This window comes from Niveispirillum fermenti (assembly GCF_052474395.1).
Genome location: NZ_CP156681.1, coordinates 3,022,719 through 3,036,281 on the forward strand (window position 1 = coordinate 3,022,719; position 13,563 = coordinate 3,036,281).

A 13,563-nucleotide genomic window follows, 5' to 3' on the forward strand; every position below is an offset into this window, starting at 1 on the left:
CTGCATCCTGACCGTCGCCGCGTACCACCGCATTGATGCGGATCAATAAAGGAAAGATTGCGCCGTCCAATCAGTAAGACAGGCGACGGTCATCCGGAACGGCCCCGTCCCCTCCCCTCAGCCGGAGCCGCGCGCCAGCCAGCCGGCCGTCAGTTCCCGGTTCCGGGCGACATCGTCGGGGAAATCCATTTCTCCCCATTCCAGCCCCTGGATGGAACAGGTGCCGACGCTGCCATCTGCCTTGGCAATCGCATCGATCACCGACAGGTACCAGCGGCGCAAGCCTTCCGGCGTGCGCAGCGTCCGCTCCACCTCTGCCGCGAAACGCTGTCCGCCTTCGGCTGTAAAGCGCAGGAAACCGATGGATTCACCATTGACGATCTCCAGCGGCAGGGTCTTGCCGATCTGCGAAAGCCGGCCATCGGCCCCCACGCACACCTTCATATCGTCAGCGTCGTAGCCATCCTTGGCATCGATGGTCACCGTGATGGCAGCCCCGCCGGCCGACAGCAGGCGGCGGGCGATCTCCGGCTCGAACAGCGTATCCCCGTTCAGGATCAGGAAAGGTCCGTCCATCTCTGCCCTGGCAACCCAGCAACTGGCCGTATTGTCGGCCAGCGCATAGAAGGGGTTGTAAAGGGTGCGGGTGCGGATGCCGGGCACGTCCATGGCCGCCAGCGCCGCTTCCACCCGGTCGGCGCGGAAGCCCGTCACGATCACGGCATCCGTGACACCGGCGGCGGCCAGCCCACGGATCTGCCATTCCAGCAGGGAACGGCCCGACAGCTCGATCAGGCATTTCGGCCGGTCTTCCGTCAGGGGCATCAGACGCTTGCCCTGGCCGGCACTGAGGATGATGGCTTTCACAGCGACATGGGCTCCGGAGATCGGGACTCGGGGGCAGCAGGCAGGCACCTGCCCGTCCCCGCAAAATGCCGCGGACATTGCCGCGAACAACGGCGGATGACAAGCGCCTTCGTCACACCCGCTGCTGCGGCCCGCCGGACCGGCCCGGCATGGCGGTCAATCTTCCGCCCAGCGGCGGACAAGGTTGGACAGGCACTTGGACAGAAGGTCGAATTCGGCCGTTTTCCCGTCGCGCCGGAAAATTCCCTGCCGGGCGGTATCGAGATCGAACAGCAGCTCGCGTTCGCCCGGATCGCGGACGAAAGAGCGTATCCAGCCGGCCGCCACCAGCCGGCAACCCGCCGTGACGGGCGCCACCCGATGCAGGGTCGTCGAGGGATAGAAAAGCCCTGCGCCCGCCGGCAGCTTGAAACCGGCCTCCCCCGCCGTCGTCTCCATCACCAGTTCCCCTCCTTCATAGCTGTCGGGGTCGGACAGGAACAGGGTGAAGGAGACATCAGTCCGCACCCCCCCCATCAGCGCATCGTCGACATGGCTGCCATATTGTCCACCGCCCGTTGTCCGGCTGAACAGGATGGGACCGAACCGTTTCGGCCGCGTCGCCATGGCGGCGACGGGATGCCGGCATACAGCCGCTTCCACCTGCGCCCGCAGGTCGGCATGGGCGGGATCGTCGGCCCGCAATTGTTCATTGTCCTTCACAAGGCGCGCATGCCAGCCGGCCGTCGCCGTGCCCGGCTGGAAGCGGCCGGCTTCCAGCCGGCCGGCCATAACAGCCACTTCTTCTTGGGTCAGAACGTTCGCAACGGGCAGGATCATGATCGCACACTCCACATGATCAGGCAGATTGTTTAAGATTGCGAATTACTTGCAATTGAGTTTGCATCATGGCACGGTCCGGCCGGTTAACGCCACAAATCTCCACAATCAGGAGCATGGGTTCATGATGCAGCTTCGTCCCCGCCTCTGGCTTGGCATCGGCCTGTCGGTCGTGGCCGGCGGCATGGTGGTTTCCACAGCCGGCGCCGCCACCACGGCCACCACGGCCGGCGCCACCGAAAATGCCACGGCCTGGCATGGCGCCGAGATCCCCCTGCAGGTCGCCCAAGGCGGCGAGGGTGGAGAAGGCGGTGAGGGAGGGGAAGGCGGGGAAGGCGGCGTCGCACCGGAAGAGGCCGCCAAGGACCCCGTCGCCTTCATCAGCGCACTGGATGTGACGGCAGCGCATTATCATGCGGGCCTGGCCGCCTACCGCGCCGGGGAGCATCAGGCGGCGGGCGAAATGTTCGCCCACCCGATTTCCGAGATCTATATCGATCTGGAGCCGGTCTTCGCGGCGCAGGGGGCCAAGCCCTTCCAGGACGAGATGGCCAGGGCATCCGAACTGGCCCTGAATCAGGCGCCCGTCGCAGAGGTCGAGAAGGCCGTAAAGGCTGTCCTGGCCGCCCTGGAGGCCACCGCCGCCAAGGCGCCGAAATCCGCCGACACGCCGCGCGCCGTCCAGGCCCGCCTGCTGTCCGGCATGATCGAGCGCGGCGCGCTGCAATACCGGTCCGCCACCGAGAACTCGGCGTTCGAGCCCTATCTGGACGGCTATGGCTTTGCCATCACCGCGCAGGAACGCGCCAAGGGTCTGGAGAAGGCCGGGGTGAAGTTGCCGGCCGAGGTGAAGGCGGCCATCGATCTGCTGCTGAAGGCCTATCCCACGGCCCTGCGGCCCGGGAAGCTGCCCGTCGAGCTTGGCGAATTGTCGGGACAGGCGGCCAAGGCGCAGTTCGCGCTGCTGCGCATCCGCTGATCACCCGCCCTTGCGCGGCGCCCTGGCCAACAGGGCGTCGACCAGGGCCGTGGGCAGCATCCCCAGCAGCCAGGATACGGCATAGGTGGGAAAGGGAAAGGCCACCCTGCCCTTTCCCGCCGCCAGACCGGTCCGAATGATCGCTGCTGCCTTCTCCGCATCCATGAGGAAGGGCATGGGAAACCTGTTCACCGCCGTCATCCGGCTGACGACGAAGCCGGGACAGATGACGCTGACCGTCACCTTGTGCGGCGCCAGATCGCCGCGCAGTGCCTCGCCATAAACGCGAACGGCCGCCTTGGACCCACTATAGGCCGCAGCACCCGGCAGGCCGCGGAACGACGCCAGCGACGACATGAGCGCGACCTGCCCCCGCCGGCGGGCCACCATGGCCGGGATCAGCGGATGGATGCTGTTCAGCACACCATCCAGATTGGTGGCGAAGATGGCGCGGGCCTGCGCCTCCGTCTCCACCCCGCCGCCTGTGCCCGCCGAGATGCCGGCGTTGGCGATGACGAGGTCGATGGGAATTTCCCCGTCACGTGCCGATATCCAGGCGGCCAGCGCCGTGCGGTCCGTCACATCGATCAGGGTGGTTGCGACATCGGCACCGCGTTCGCGGCAGCGGACCGCCACACCATCCAGCCGCCCCCCATCCCGCCCGGTCAGCAGCAGGCGGACGCCGGGCGCCGCATAGGAAAGCGCCAGTGCCTCCCCGATGCCGCTGGATGCACCCGTGATGAATATGCAGCGGGGATCACGCATCGGTCAGTCCTTATCCGGGCAAATCTTGTTGGCGGGGGCCGGTAGCGATATAAACCGCGTTTCCCGGCCCCAACCATCGAGCCTGATGTGACCCAAAATCCATCCGTCCGCAAGCCCGCCGGCGCCAAGGGCGTCGTCATATCCATGACCGGTTTCGCACGAGCCGACGGCGGCAATGACAAGGCCCAGTGGGTTGTGGAGGTGCGCAGCGTCAACGGCAAGGGCCGCGACATGCGCTGTCGCCTGCCGCCCGGCCTGGACGGGCTGGAACCCGTGGTCCGCACGGCGGTGGAGGCGCGGCTGGCGCGCGGCAACATCAATGTCACCATATCGCTGACCCGCACGGATGCCGCCGGCACCCTGCGCATCAATCGTGAATTGCTGGACCAGGTGCTGGGGCTGGCACGGGAGATCGCGGGACCAGACGCGCCGCCGCCTTCGATCGACACGTTGCTGTCGGTGCGCGGCATCATCGACAGCACCGAACCGCGCGAGACGGAGGAGGATCGCCAAGCCCTGGAACAGGCCATGGCCGTCACGATCGCCTTGGCCATCGACCGGCTGGTGGAAGCGCGCATCGGCGAGGGCTCGCATCTGTCTGCCGTGCTGCTGGACCATCTGGGCGAGATCGGGCGGCTGACCGATGCAGCCGCCGCCACATCCTCCCTGCAGCCCGAGGCGCTGCGCGCCAAGCTGCGCGCCCAGATCCAGGCGCTGCTGGATGCCGTGCCCCCGGTGGGGGAGGACAGGCTGGCGCAGGAGGCGGCCCTGCTGATCACCAAGGCGGATGTGCGGGAAGAACTGGACCGGCTGCGCGCCCACATATCCCAGGCCCGCACCATGCTGCGCGACGGCGGTTCCGTCGGCCGCCGGCTGGACTTCCTGTGCCAGGAGTTCAACCGCGAAGCCAATACCCTGTGCAGCAAGTCGGCCGATGTCGAATTGACCCGCATCGGCATGGATCTGAAGGCCGTAATCGAACAGTTCCGCGAACAGGTTCAGAATATCGAATAGGACGGCTACGGCCGCCCCTTCCCGACCCGAAACCCACCCTATCCGGTAGTTGATATCCCATGTCCCTGATCCATCGCCGCGGCCTGATGCTGGTCCTGTCCTCCCCATCGGGCGCCGGCAAATCCACCATTTCCCGCGCCCTGCTGGAACGCGACGGCAACCTGTCCATGTCCGTATCGCTGACCACCCGCCCCATGCGGCCCGGCGAGGTGGAAGGTGTCCATTATTATTTCGTGGACCATGCGGCGTTCGAGGCGCGGGTGGGCCAGCGGGAATTGCTGGAACATGCGCATGTCTTCGGCAACCGCTACGGCACACCGCGCGGCCCCGTGGAGGATGCGCTGCGGGCCGGGCGCGACGTGCTGTTCGACATCGACTGGCAGGGCACGCAGCAACTGACCGAGTCCGCGGCCGACGATCTGGTCCGGGTATTCATCCTGCCGCCCAGCGCAGCGGAACTGGAACGCCGCCTGACCATGCGCGCGCAGGACAGCGCGGAGGTCATCGCCATGCGCATGTCCAAGGCGAATGACGAGATGAGCCACTGGTCAGAATATGATTACGTGATCGTCAACCATGACGTCGAGCAGTCCGTGGCGGCCGTGCAGGCCATCCTGAAGGCCGAACGGCTGAAACGCCGCCGGCAGGTCGGCCTGTCGGACTTCGTGCGGTCCCTGCAGGTCGGCCAGGGCTGACCGCCCTGGCCCCCTGCCACATGCCTCAGGGCTGCCTGATCTCCGGCCGCAGCATGTCCGTGGTCGGGGCCGGCAGCACATCCAGCCACTGGCCATAGGTCGGGTTGGGGATCACCACCCAGCGCGTGTCCCAAAGGGCCTCATGATCAGCCGCGATGCGGGCACGCGCCGTGCTGTCGTCCCGGCGTGTCACGCTCATCATGTCGCTGAACTGATCACCCAGGGACATGATGATCCGGTGGGTTTCGGCCACCTTGATACGGCGCGGCGCCTTGTCGCTGGGCCAGCCGCCCTGCCCCTTCAACATCAGGTCTTCCGGCGCCACAGGCCCCAGGCCCACGGCATTCAGGTTGGCGATGGTATCGGCATGCTGCGGGCAATCCTGGCCGGGACTGGCCGGGCGGGGCCGGCATTCGCGGTTGGTGATATAGACCACGCGGACATTGTTGCGGCGCAGTTCCTTCACGAAATCGACGGCACCCGGCATGGGGGTGGCGGCGCGCTCGGACAGCCATTCATCCCACAGGCCCAGGTCGAAATGGCGCACCCCGCCCAGGATGGCGCGGGCTTGGTGCGGGCTGTTGTCCAGCACCGTTTCATCCACGTCGAAAATCACGGCGGGCGGCTTGCCCGCCCCCCCGTCAGCCTGTTCCAGCGCGGCCGAACCCGGTTGCCGCAGGGCAGCCGGCAGGCGGATGGTCGCCAGGGCGAAGGCCTGCCTCGACAACCGGCGCAATTCCTCGGCCTGCTGCATGTAGAGCGTGGCGTTCAGGCGGGGGTCGTCGGCCGGACCCGGCACCACGGCCGGCGGGGCGGGGACGGCGGCAGGCGGCGGGGGCACGTCGGCGCGGCGGGCGGAACCGCCGACATTCACGGCGCACCCGGTCAGTGCCAGGAAGGAGGCGGCCAGCAGCAGGGCTTTGATGGATCGCATGGTCGTTCGTTACAGTTCCAGGTCATGTCCTGGACGGACAATGGCTGCCAAAGCCCCCCCCTGTCCAGCCCTGCCGCCATCAGATGGCACGGCTGTGCCGTCCCCCTTCGGGGTCGAGGTGCTGGTCGAACAGGGCGGCCACGGATCGGACCAGCGGCCGGGCGGCGGGCGGGACCGTCAGCCGCGTGCCTTCCAGATGGGCGACCCCATCCACCATAAGGTCGGCCATGGCCCGCATGTCGGGCATGATCTCCTCGGGCGGGCGGTCGAACGCCGCCGCCACCTTGGCCAGATCCACATCGAAACGGCACATCAGCGCCTCGATCACCGCAGCCCGCAACCGGTCGTCCAGGCTGAGCCGGTAACCGCGTGCCGTCGCCAGCCCTGTCTGCTCCACGGCCTTCAGATAGGCCGGCAGGGCCAGGATGTTGGCGACATAGCCCTGCGGCAGCTTCCCGATGGCCGACGCACCGAACCCCAGCAGCATGTCGGCACCGTCCGTCGTATAGCCCTGGAAGTTCCGGCGCAGCGTGCCGGATGCCGCTGCCACGGCGATGGGGTCGTCGGGACGGGCGAAATGGTCCATGCCGATCCGGACATAGCCGGCGGCCAGCACAGCCACCTCCATGGCACGCAACTGGGCCACCCGCTCGTCGGCATCGGGCAGGGTCGCGGCATCGATACGGCCCTGGTGCGCCTTGAAGCCCGGCATGTGGGCATAGCCGAAGATGGACAGACGATCCGGCTCCAGGCTGACGGCCTGGCGCACGGTTTCCACGCAACTTGCCACCGTCTGGCGCGGCAGCCCATAGATGAGATCCAGGTTGACACCCGCGATGCCGGCCGCACGCAGCCCGTTCACCGCATCCCGCGTCATCGCAAAGGGCTGGATGCGGTTGATGGCCGCCTGCACCAGCGGATCGAAGCTTTGCACCCCCAGCGAGGCGCGGGTGACGCCGACATCGCCCAGCGCCTCTGTCATGGCCGGGGTCAGGGTGCGGGGATCGATCTCCACGGCGATTTCCGCATCCTGGGCGATCGTGAACCGCGTGCGCAGTTCCGCCATCAGGGAGCGCAGGCCCTCCACCGGCAGCAGCGTGGGCGTCCCGCCACCGAAATGCACATGCCGCACGACAGGCCCCTGCGGCAGCAGCCCGGCCACCGTCCGCAGCTCACGCGACAAGGCCGCCAGATAGGCCCAGATGGGCTCCTCATGCCGGACGACCGTCGTATGGCATCCACAGTACCAGCACATGGACCGGCAGAAGGGCAGATGAAGATAGAGTGACAGGCTGGAGCACGGATCGGCCGCCGCCAGCCAGTGACGGTAGGTCGTCTCCGTCACCGCATCGGTGAAATGCGGCGATGCCGGATAGGAGGTGTAACGGGGCACGCGCTGGTGGCGGTATTTGGCGACAAGCTCGGGACGCATGGAATGTCCTCTGGACCGCGGATGGTATGGATCGCTGACAAGGCCAAACATTGCGCCCGCCGCATCGATGGCGCCTTGATCCAGCGCAATGCCGCCGGGCGCCCGCCGCAGGCCGGCCTTGCACAAATCGCCTGGATTTGGCAGGACAGCCCCATGCCCGATCTTTCACACGAAATCCGCCTGGGCCATGGGCCCGATTTCCCCGTCTGCGGTGTGGACGAGGCGGGGCGCGGCCCGTTGGCCGGTCCCGTGGTGGCCGCTGCCGTGCTGCTGCCCGCCGGCCCCGTGGCCGACTGGTGCGCGGGCATCAACGACAGCAAGCAGGTCCGGCAGGCGCTGCGCCAGACGATGTTCGAGCGCATCGTCGCCAACGCCCCCCATGGCATCGGCATCGCCAGCGTGGAAGAGATCGATGCGGTCAATATCCTGCAGGCCACCTTCCTGGCCATGACCCGCGCCGTCGACCAGTTGGCGGCACAGATGGGACGCATGCCGGCGCTGGCGCTGATCGACGGCAATCGCGGACCGAAGCTGCGTTGCCGGGTGGAAACCCTGGTGGACGGGGACGCGCTGTCGCTGTCCATCGCCGCCGCATCGATCCTGGCCAAGGTCACGCGGGACAAGATCATGGGGCAATTGGCCCTGACACACCCCGGATATGGTTGGGAAACCAACCAGGGCTATGGCACGGCCACGCATCGCGCCGCCATCCTGAAACTGGGCGTGACACCCCATCACCGCCGCTCTTTTGCACCAGTTTCCGAGCAACTCTCCCTAACTCTCTGACTCTTTTGATTCTTCCTAAAAATTCTTGTTGACGGCAACTCGGGGCCAACTCATTGTCGGCAAAAACCCACCTCCAATTCGGCAGCCGAAAACATGCGCGACAAGCTTGCAACCAACCGGATTCTCGTCGGTGATTGCGTCCAGTTGATGCGGGACATGCCGGCCGGATCGGTCGATGTGGTCTTTGCCGACCCGCCCTACAACCTGCAGCTTTCCGGCGACCTGATGCGTCCCAACCATACCCGCGTCGACGGCGTTGACGAGGATTGGGACCGTTTCCAGGATTTCCAGACCTATGACCGGTTCACCCGCGACTGGCTGGATGCCGCCCGCCACACGTTGAAGGATGATGGCACGCTGTGGGTCATCGGCAGCTATCACAACATCTTCCGGGTCGGCGCCATCCTGCAGGATCTGGGCTATTGGGTGCTGAACGACATCATCTGGCGCAAATCCAACCCCATGCCCAATTTCAAGGGCCGCCGGTTCGCCAATGCGCATGAGACACTGATCTGGGCCTCCAAATCCAAGGACAGCAAATATTACTTCGCCTATGAGGCGATGAAGGCGCTGAACGAGGATTTGCAGATGCGTTCGGACTGGACCCTGCCGCTTTGCACAGGCGGGGAACGGCTGCGGGACGAGACGGGGCAGAAGGCGCACCCCACCCAGAAGCCGGAAAGCCTGCTGTTCCGCGTGCTGATGTCCTCCACGAAGGTGGATGACGTGGTGCTGGATCCGTTTTTCGGCACCGGCACGACGGGGGCCGTGGCCAAGCGGCTGCGCCGCCGCTGGATCGGGATCGAGCGGGAGCACACCTATGCCCGGCTGGCCAATGAGCGCATCGCGCAGGTGGAGGAGGTGGCCGAACCGGAATTGCTGGAGGTCACATCCAAGCGTACCCAGCCGCGCGTTCCCTTCGGCAACCTGATCGAGCGCGGTTATCTGAAGCCCGGCACCATGCTGTTCGACCAGCGCCGCCGGCATATCGCCAAGGTGCGTGCCGACGGCACCCTGGTTGCCCAGAACCATTTGGGCGAACATAAGGGTTCCATCCACAAGGTCGGGGCGGCGATGCAGGGCCTGCCGGCCTGCAATGGCTGGACCTTCTGGCATTTCCAGCAAGATGGCAGCCTGTCCCCCATCGATGTGCTGCGCCAGCAGGTGATCAGCGAACGCCATTGACGGGCTGGCGATAACCCCCGTCCCCCAACCGCACCCCTGCCGGACGGCCCGGCAGGGGTTTTTTGTCATGGGCGCCGACATTATAGCCATGGTGGAAAGGCGGATGGTCAGGCCGGCCGGCCCATGAAGCGCGCGTCCGCGGGTCACTTGGCCAATCATGGCGCGGCGGCGCCATCCACAAAAGCGACCCTGCCATGCATTGCAAGAATGATATTCGGAATTCGCCCGGCCGCACCAGCCAATCGTTCGAATTCGGACAGAGCCGCGGCCCAACTGTCCATAAACGGACAAAATGACAGGGCTGGAAGTCGCCGTTTTTGCCACAATCTGCCTTGAACGGCATTTTCTTGCCGTCTTCGCTATCTGCCCCCCGTCTTATTTTCCAGAATATGGCAAAAAGCCACTTGGCACGGCCTTTGCTCATATGGGGTCATCGAAGCACACCGCACCAACGGAGACGAAGATGACGAACCTGAATGAAACGGTCGCCCACAAGCCCGCCGACGACAATCTGATCAGCGGCTTCCTGGCTTCCCTGCCGACGGCCGGCGACGTGATCGAAGCCGCCGCAGCGCTGGCGACGGCCCTGCTGCTGACGGTCAGCCTGAACCTGATGCTCTGACCCCCGCCTTCAACCCGACCGCATACCAGGAGAAATGAAATGTCCGCCTACATCAATGCCGCCGCCAGCGACGCCAACGAAATCCTGTCCGGCTTCCGCGCCGCCCTGCCGACCCTGTCGGACCTGATCGAAGCCACGATCGTCCTGTCCGCCGCCGCTCTGATGACCGGCCTGCTGAACAGCCTGCTCTGACCCCTACCCCGCTTAACCGCTCAATCCCGGAGAACTGAAATGTCCGCCTACATCAACGCCGCCGCCAACGACGCCAACGAAATCCTGTCCGGCTTTCGCGCCGCCCTGCCGACCCTGTCGGACCTGATCGAAGCCACGATCGTCCTGTCCGCCGCCGCCCTGATGACCGGCCTGCTGAACAGCCTGCTCTGATCCCTACCCCGCTTAACCGCTCAATCCCGGAGAACTGAAATGTCCGCCTACATCAACGCCGCCGCCAACGACGCCAACGAAATCCTGTCCGGCTTTCGCGCCGCCCTGCCGACCCTGTCGGACCTGATTGAAGCCACGATCGTCCTGTCCGCCGCCGCCCTGATGACCGGCCTGCTGAACAGCCTGCTCTGATCCATTCCCGCCCCCGAAGCGGCGCCCTGGACAATAAGGGGCGTTCAATGGGCGGGAGTGGCGAGGGCGACCGGCGGTCCACCCGGCACCTCGCACGGAATGCGTATCGTGGCCACCGTGCCCTGACCGGGCACACTGTCGATCAGGATCGTCCCGTTCAATCGCTGCGTGACCTGATTGAACGTGACATGCAGGCCCAATCCCATGCTGCCCGCCGCGCGGCGCGTGGTGAAGAACGGGTCGAAGACCTTGGGCAGAATATCGGGAGCGATCCCCCTGCCATCATCCGCCACGGCGATTTCCACCAGACGCTGATCCAGCCTGCGGGCCTGGATACGGATCGTGCCCGGCGCATCGGCGCCATAGGCATGATCGGCGACATTGGCGATCAGGTTCGTCATGGCCTGCGCCAAGGCACCGGGATAGGTGTCCATCTGAATGGACGGCACGTCCATTTCCACCCTGCTACCGTTGGCCGATACGCGCGCGCGCATCAGGGTGACGATTTCCTTCAGGTAATCCCCCAGGTCGAAACGCCGCCTTTCATCGCTGCCATGGTCGACGGCCACGCTCTTGAAGGTGCGAACCATATCAGCCGCCCGCACCACGTTGCGCTGGGCCAGGGCCGCCAGATCCTGCCCGTTCTGCAATGTCTCCGCCAGCGCCGTGCGTGTCAGGGTCCCATGGGCCATGTGATCGCGCGTCTGGCGGATCGTGTCGTTCAGTTGCGAGACGGCGGACAGGGTGACACCCAGCGGCGTGTTGACCTCATGCGCCACCCCGGCCACCAGCTGGCCCAGGGCCGCCATCTTTTCCTGCTGCACCAGACGCTGGAGCGCCTCGCGCAGTTCGGCCACGGCGCGGTCCAGTTGCTGATAAGCCACGGCATTCGCCATGGCGATGGCACCATAGGCGCAGATGGTCCGGAAGATCAGCAATTCCCGCGGCCCATAGGCGCTGGCCCGGTCGCTTTGCACCGACACCACACCCAGCACGCGGTCACCAATGGTCAGCGGCCGGTACAGGACCGTACGCATATGGCGCGTCCCCGCCAGCGTGGCCGGGCTACGCCTGTCCCAGACCATCAGGATTTCTTCATTGTCGCGGACACAGCGTGCCGACAGCGTATCAGAGGCCAGTTGCACCTGACGCGGCGGCAGCCGCCGGCTGTCCTCCATGCGATAGCGGATGTCGATGATCTGGTTCGTCTCGTCTTTCAGACCCAGGAACAGGGTGTTCACATGCATCAGGTCCTGGAGATGTTCGGACAGGGTCGTGAACACGGCCTCGCTGTCCAGCCGGGCCGTGATCTCCTGCCCGATGGAGCCCAGCTTTTCCAGTGTCTGGTTGGCGCGGTCCAGTTCGGCGGCGCGCGTGGCCTCCGCCTCGGCCAGCTTGCGGTGATGTTCCGCCTCCGACCGGGCACGGGCCGTATCGAACCTCACCTGCATGGCCAGGATGCGCGCGCCATTCTGCCTGTCGAAATTGCGCTGCCAGCTGTCGCGGGCCCGCCTTTCATAGAACAGGGCCTGCCGGTGATTGCCCAGCGCTTCATAATCGCGGGCAAGCTCCTCGTACATCTCGCTCTTGATCGTCATGCCCTGCAAAGCCGCACCCACGGCGATTGCCTGTTCCAGCAGGGCAACGGCGCGGGAGGGGTCATGGTCCTGCGCCCGGCGCACCGATGCCAGGGCACGCAGCGCCTCGATCTCGTAATAGGGATTACCCTGGGTGCGGGCGATGGCGCGGGGACGGGTGATCCTGGCCTCCGCCTCTTCCAGCCGTCCCAGTTTCAGCAGGGCGGTGGTCAGGGCGGATTGCAGGTACAGTTCCACATCCGGGTGACCCAGGCGCTGGGCGATGGCATCGGCCCTCTGATACCATTCCAGCGCCGCCTGCGGCTCGTTCATGGCAATGCACAAATTCCCATAGGCGCAATAGGCGATGGAATGGCGGCGCGACCCCGGCAACCTGCCCAGATAGGGCAGGGATTCCTCGAACAGGGCCAGGGCCCTTTCATATTGGCCCAGGCTGGTCGTCGTCTCCGCCATGGAAGACAGGGTGGCCCCCAGCGCCTCCGGCCAGCCCGTGGGCTTGGCGATAGCATGGGCCTTCTCCTTCCATTCCAGCGCCATGGGCAGATCGAACAGATTGGCATAGGCCGAGCCCGTCACCATCGCCAGATGGATGGACAGGGAAACGGCACCGGCCACGATCGAATGCTCGAATCCCTGTTCCCAAAGACGGATGGCCTGGGGGAAATCACCGTCCTGGAACGCCACACTGCCCTTGTAGGTCAGCAGGAAGGCGCAGGCCGCAGGGTGCGTGGGATGCTGATGTTCCAGGAACTGCGGATCCCAGCGTCCACGCGCCTCGTCGGGGCTGTTATATTGTTCCTGGTTGGCAAGCCATGCCTCCGCGATCAGCACCCGGACCGCGTCGTCGCCTGCCCGGTAATGGCCGACCGCCTCACGAAGGGCCGTGAAGCCATTGTCGAGATCGCCTTGCAGGAGCAGGGTTTCCCCCCGGCTGAAGGCGCAGTCCCCCAGGCCCAGCCGGTCGTCCGCATCGGCGAACAGCCGTGTCGCCTGATCCAGCAGAAGTGCAGTGCGCGGGAGGTCGGCCACAAGCCGCATGCACTCCGCCTCGGCCAGCAAGGCGCGCGCATGCAACACCAGATCCGGCCGGCCATCGGTATCAAGGATCGTGCCCGCCAGTTCGGTCAGCAGGCGGAGTGATTTCGCGGTATCGCGCTGACGCAGGTACCAGGCGAGAAGAACCTTTATGCGGACGGCATGTTCCCCTGCAAGCTCCCGCCCCGACAGGAGCCTGGCGATGTCATCAGGCAAACCGAAGAAATCGGTCACACTGTCCTGCATCGCACGCCGC

At 65.7% G+C, this 13,563-nt stretch carries 15 protein-coding genes; 9 read left to right on the forward strand and 6 right to left on the reverse strand.

Going from position 1 to position 13,563, the window contains the following annotated elements; translation table 11 throughout:
- Positions 1-117: 117 nt before the first annotated feature.
- The gene (locus ABC728_RS25245; protein ID WP_416621811.1) at positions 118-867 is read right to left on the reverse strand and encodes a phosphocholine cytidylyltransferase family protein; all 750 of its coding nucleotides are present in this window, start codon (positions 865-867) and stop codon (positions 118-120) included.
- Positions 868-1,023: 156 nt separating this feature from the next.
- Positions 1,024-1,686: a Fe2+-dependent dioxygenase gene (locus ABC728_RS25250; protein WP_416621812.1), complete on the reverse strand. Its 663-nt coding sequence runs from the start codon at positions 1,684-1,686 to the stop codon at positions 1,024-1,026.
- Positions 1,687-1,810: 124 nt separating this feature from the next.
- Here ABC728_RS25250 and ABC728_RS25255 point away from each other — a divergent pair, with 124 nt between their 5' ends.
- Positions 1,811-2,665, forward strand: a complete 855-nt coding sequence (locus ABC728_RS25255) for a hypothetical protein (protein ID WP_416621813.1) — start codon at positions 1,811-1,813, stop codon at positions 2,663-2,665.
- On the opposite strand, the gene ABC728_RS25260 is transcribed toward ABC728_RS25255, so the two are convergent.
- Entirely contained in the window at positions 2,666-3,430 is a 765-nt protein-coding gene (locus tag ABC728_RS25260; RefSeq protein ID WP_416621814.1) for an SDR family NAD(P)-dependent oxidoreductase, read from the reverse strand.
- A 144-nt stretch (positions 3,431-3,574) separates the two neighbouring features.
- Here ABC728_RS25260 and ABC728_RS25265 point away from each other — a divergent pair, with 144 nt between their 5' ends.
- A complete protein-coding gene (locus tag ABC728_RS25265) occupies positions 3,575-4,444 on the forward strand; it encodes a YicC/YloC family endoribonuclease (protein ID WP_416621815.1) in 870 nt (289 codons plus the stop codon).
- 59 nt (positions 4,445-4,503) lie between these two features.
- On the forward strand, positions 4,504-5,139 hold the full coding sequence (gene gmk / locus ABC728_RS25270; RefSeq protein WP_416621816.1) for a guanylate kinase: 636 nt from the start codon (positions 4,504-4,506) through the stop codon (positions 5,137-5,139).
- Positions 5,140-5,164: 25 nt separating this feature from the next.
- Here gmk and ABC728_RS25275 read toward each other — a convergent pair whose 3' ends face one another.
- Both ABC728_RS25275 and hemN read right to left on the reverse strand, forming a co-directional pair.
- Complete coding sequence (locus tag ABC728_RS25275) at positions 5,165-6,073, reverse strand: 5'-nucleotidase, lipoprotein e(P4) family (RefSeq protein ID WP_416621817.1); 909 nt, start codon at positions 6,071-6,073, stop codon at positions 5,165-5,167.
- A 79-nt stretch (positions 6,074-6,152) separates the two neighbouring features.
- Positions 6,153-7,505 (reverse strand): oxygen-independent coproporphyrinogen III oxidase, encoded by a 1,353-nt coding sequence (gene hemN / locus ABC728_RS25280; RefSeq protein ID WP_416621818.1) that lies wholly within the window; start codon positions 7,503-7,505, stop codon positions 6,153-6,155.
- A gap of 153 nt (positions 7,506-7,658) precedes the next feature.
- On the opposite strand from hemN, the gene ABC728_RS25285 reads away from it, so the two are divergent.
- From ABC728_RS25285 to ABC728_RS25310, 6 genes are all read left to right on the forward strand, one after another.
- Positions 7,659-8,291 carry a ribonuclease HII gene (locus tag ABC728_RS25285; protein WP_416621825.1) on the forward strand — a complete coding sequence of 211 codons (633 nt, stop codon included), beginning with the start codon at positions 7,659-7,661 and terminating at the stop codon, positions 8,289-8,291.
- Between the two features lie 93 nt (positions 8,292-8,384).
- Complete coding sequence (locus tag ABC728_RS25290; protein ID WP_416621819.1) at positions 8,385-9,476, forward strand: site-specific DNA-methyltransferase; 1,092 nt, start codon at positions 8,385-8,387, stop codon at positions 9,474-9,476.
- A 463-nt stretch (positions 9,477-9,939) separates the two neighbouring features.
- Entirely contained in the window at positions 9,940-10,098 is a 159-nt protein-coding gene (locus tag ABC728_RS25295) for a hypothetical protein (RefSeq protein WP_416621820.1), read from the forward strand.
- A 39-nt stretch (positions 10,099-10,137) separates the two neighbouring features.
- Positions 10,138-10,290: a hypothetical protein gene (locus tag ABC728_RS25300; RefSeq protein WP_416621821.1), complete on the forward strand. Its 153-nt coding sequence runs from the start codon at positions 10,138-10,140 to the stop codon at positions 10,288-10,290.
- A gap of 39 nt (positions 10,291-10,329) precedes the next feature.
- Complete coding sequence (locus ABC728_RS25305; RefSeq protein ID WP_416621822.1) at positions 10,330-10,482, forward strand: hypothetical protein; 153 nt, start codon at positions 10,330-10,332, stop codon at positions 10,480-10,482.
- Positions 10,483-10,521: 39 nt separating this feature from the next.
- The gene (locus tag ABC728_RS25310) at positions 10,522-10,674 is read left to right on the forward strand and encodes a hypothetical protein (protein ID WP_416621822.1); all 153 of its coding nucleotides are present in this window, start codon (positions 10,522-10,524) and stop codon (positions 10,672-10,674) included.
- 44 nt (positions 10,675-10,718) lie between these two features.
- On the opposite strand, the gene ABC728_RS25315 is transcribed toward ABC728_RS25310, so the two are convergent.
- Positions 10,719-13,553 (reverse strand): ATP-binding protein, encoded by a 2,835-nt coding sequence (locus tag ABC728_RS25315; RefSeq protein WP_416621823.1) that lies wholly within the window; start codon positions 13,551-13,553, stop codon positions 10,719-10,721.
- Positions 13,554-13,563 lie beyond the last annotated feature (10 nt).

What these genes read in the sequence shown, in the direction of transcription:
- ABC728_RS25305 (WP_416621822.1), top strand. Translation starts at nt 10,330, where the DNA reads ATGTCCGCCTACATCAACGCCGCCGCCAACGACGCCAACGAAATCCTG.
- ABC728_RS25250 (WP_416621812.1), bottom strand. Translation starts at nt 1,686, where the DNA reads ATGATCCTGCCCGTTGCGAACGTTCTGACCCAAGAAGAAGTGGCTGTT.
- ABC728_RS25260 (WP_416621814.1), bottom strand. Translation starts at nt 3,430, where the DNA reads ATGCGTGATCCCCGCTGCATATTCATCACGGGTGCATCCAGCGGCATC.
- ABC728_RS25275 (WP_416621817.1), bottom strand. Translation starts at nt 6,073, where the DNA reads ATGCGATCCATCAAAGCCCTGCTGCTGGCCGCCTCCTTCCTGGCACTG.
- ABC728_RS25310 (WP_416621822.1), top strand. Translation starts at nt 10,522, where the DNA reads ATGTCCGCCTACATCAACGCCGCCGCCAACGACGCCAACGAAATCCTG.
- hemN (WP_416621818.1), bottom strand. Translation starts at nt 7,505, where the DNA reads ATGCGTCCCGAGCTTGTCGCCAAATACCGCCACCAGCGCGTGCCCCGT.
- gmk (WP_416621816.1), top strand. Translation starts at nt 4,504, where the DNA reads ATGTCCCTGATCCATCGCCGCGGCCTGATGCTGGTCCTGTCCTCCCCA.
- ABC728_RS25255 (WP_416621813.1), top strand. Translation starts at nt 1,811, where the DNA reads ATGATGCAGCTTCGTCCCCGCCTCTGGCTTGGCATCGGCCTGTCGGTC.
- ABC728_RS25295 (WP_416621820.1), top strand. Translation starts at nt 9,940, where the DNA reads ATGACGAACCTGAATGAAACGGTCGCCCACAAGCCCGCCGACGACAAT.
- ABC728_RS25265 (WP_416621815.1), top strand. Translation starts at nt 3,575, where the DNA reads ATGACCGGTTTCGCACGAGCCGACGGCGGCAATGACAAGGCCCAGTGG.
- ABC728_RS25285 (WP_416621825.1), top strand. Translation starts at nt 7,659, where the DNA reads ATGCCCGATCTTTCACACGAAATCCGCCTGGGCCATGGGCCCGATTTC.
- ABC728_RS25315 (WP_416621823.1), bottom strand. Translation starts at nt 13,553, where the DNA reads ATGCAGGACAGTGTGACCGATTTCTTCGGTTTGCCTGATGACATCGCC.
- ABC728_RS25300 (WP_416621821.1), top strand. Translation starts at nt 10,138, where the DNA reads ATGTCCGCCTACATCAATGCCGCCGCCAGCGACGCCAACGAAATCCTG.
- ABC728_RS25290 (WP_416621819.1), top strand. Translation starts at nt 8,385, where the DNA reads ATGCGCGACAAGCTTGCAACCAACCGGATTCTCGTCGGTGATTGCGTC.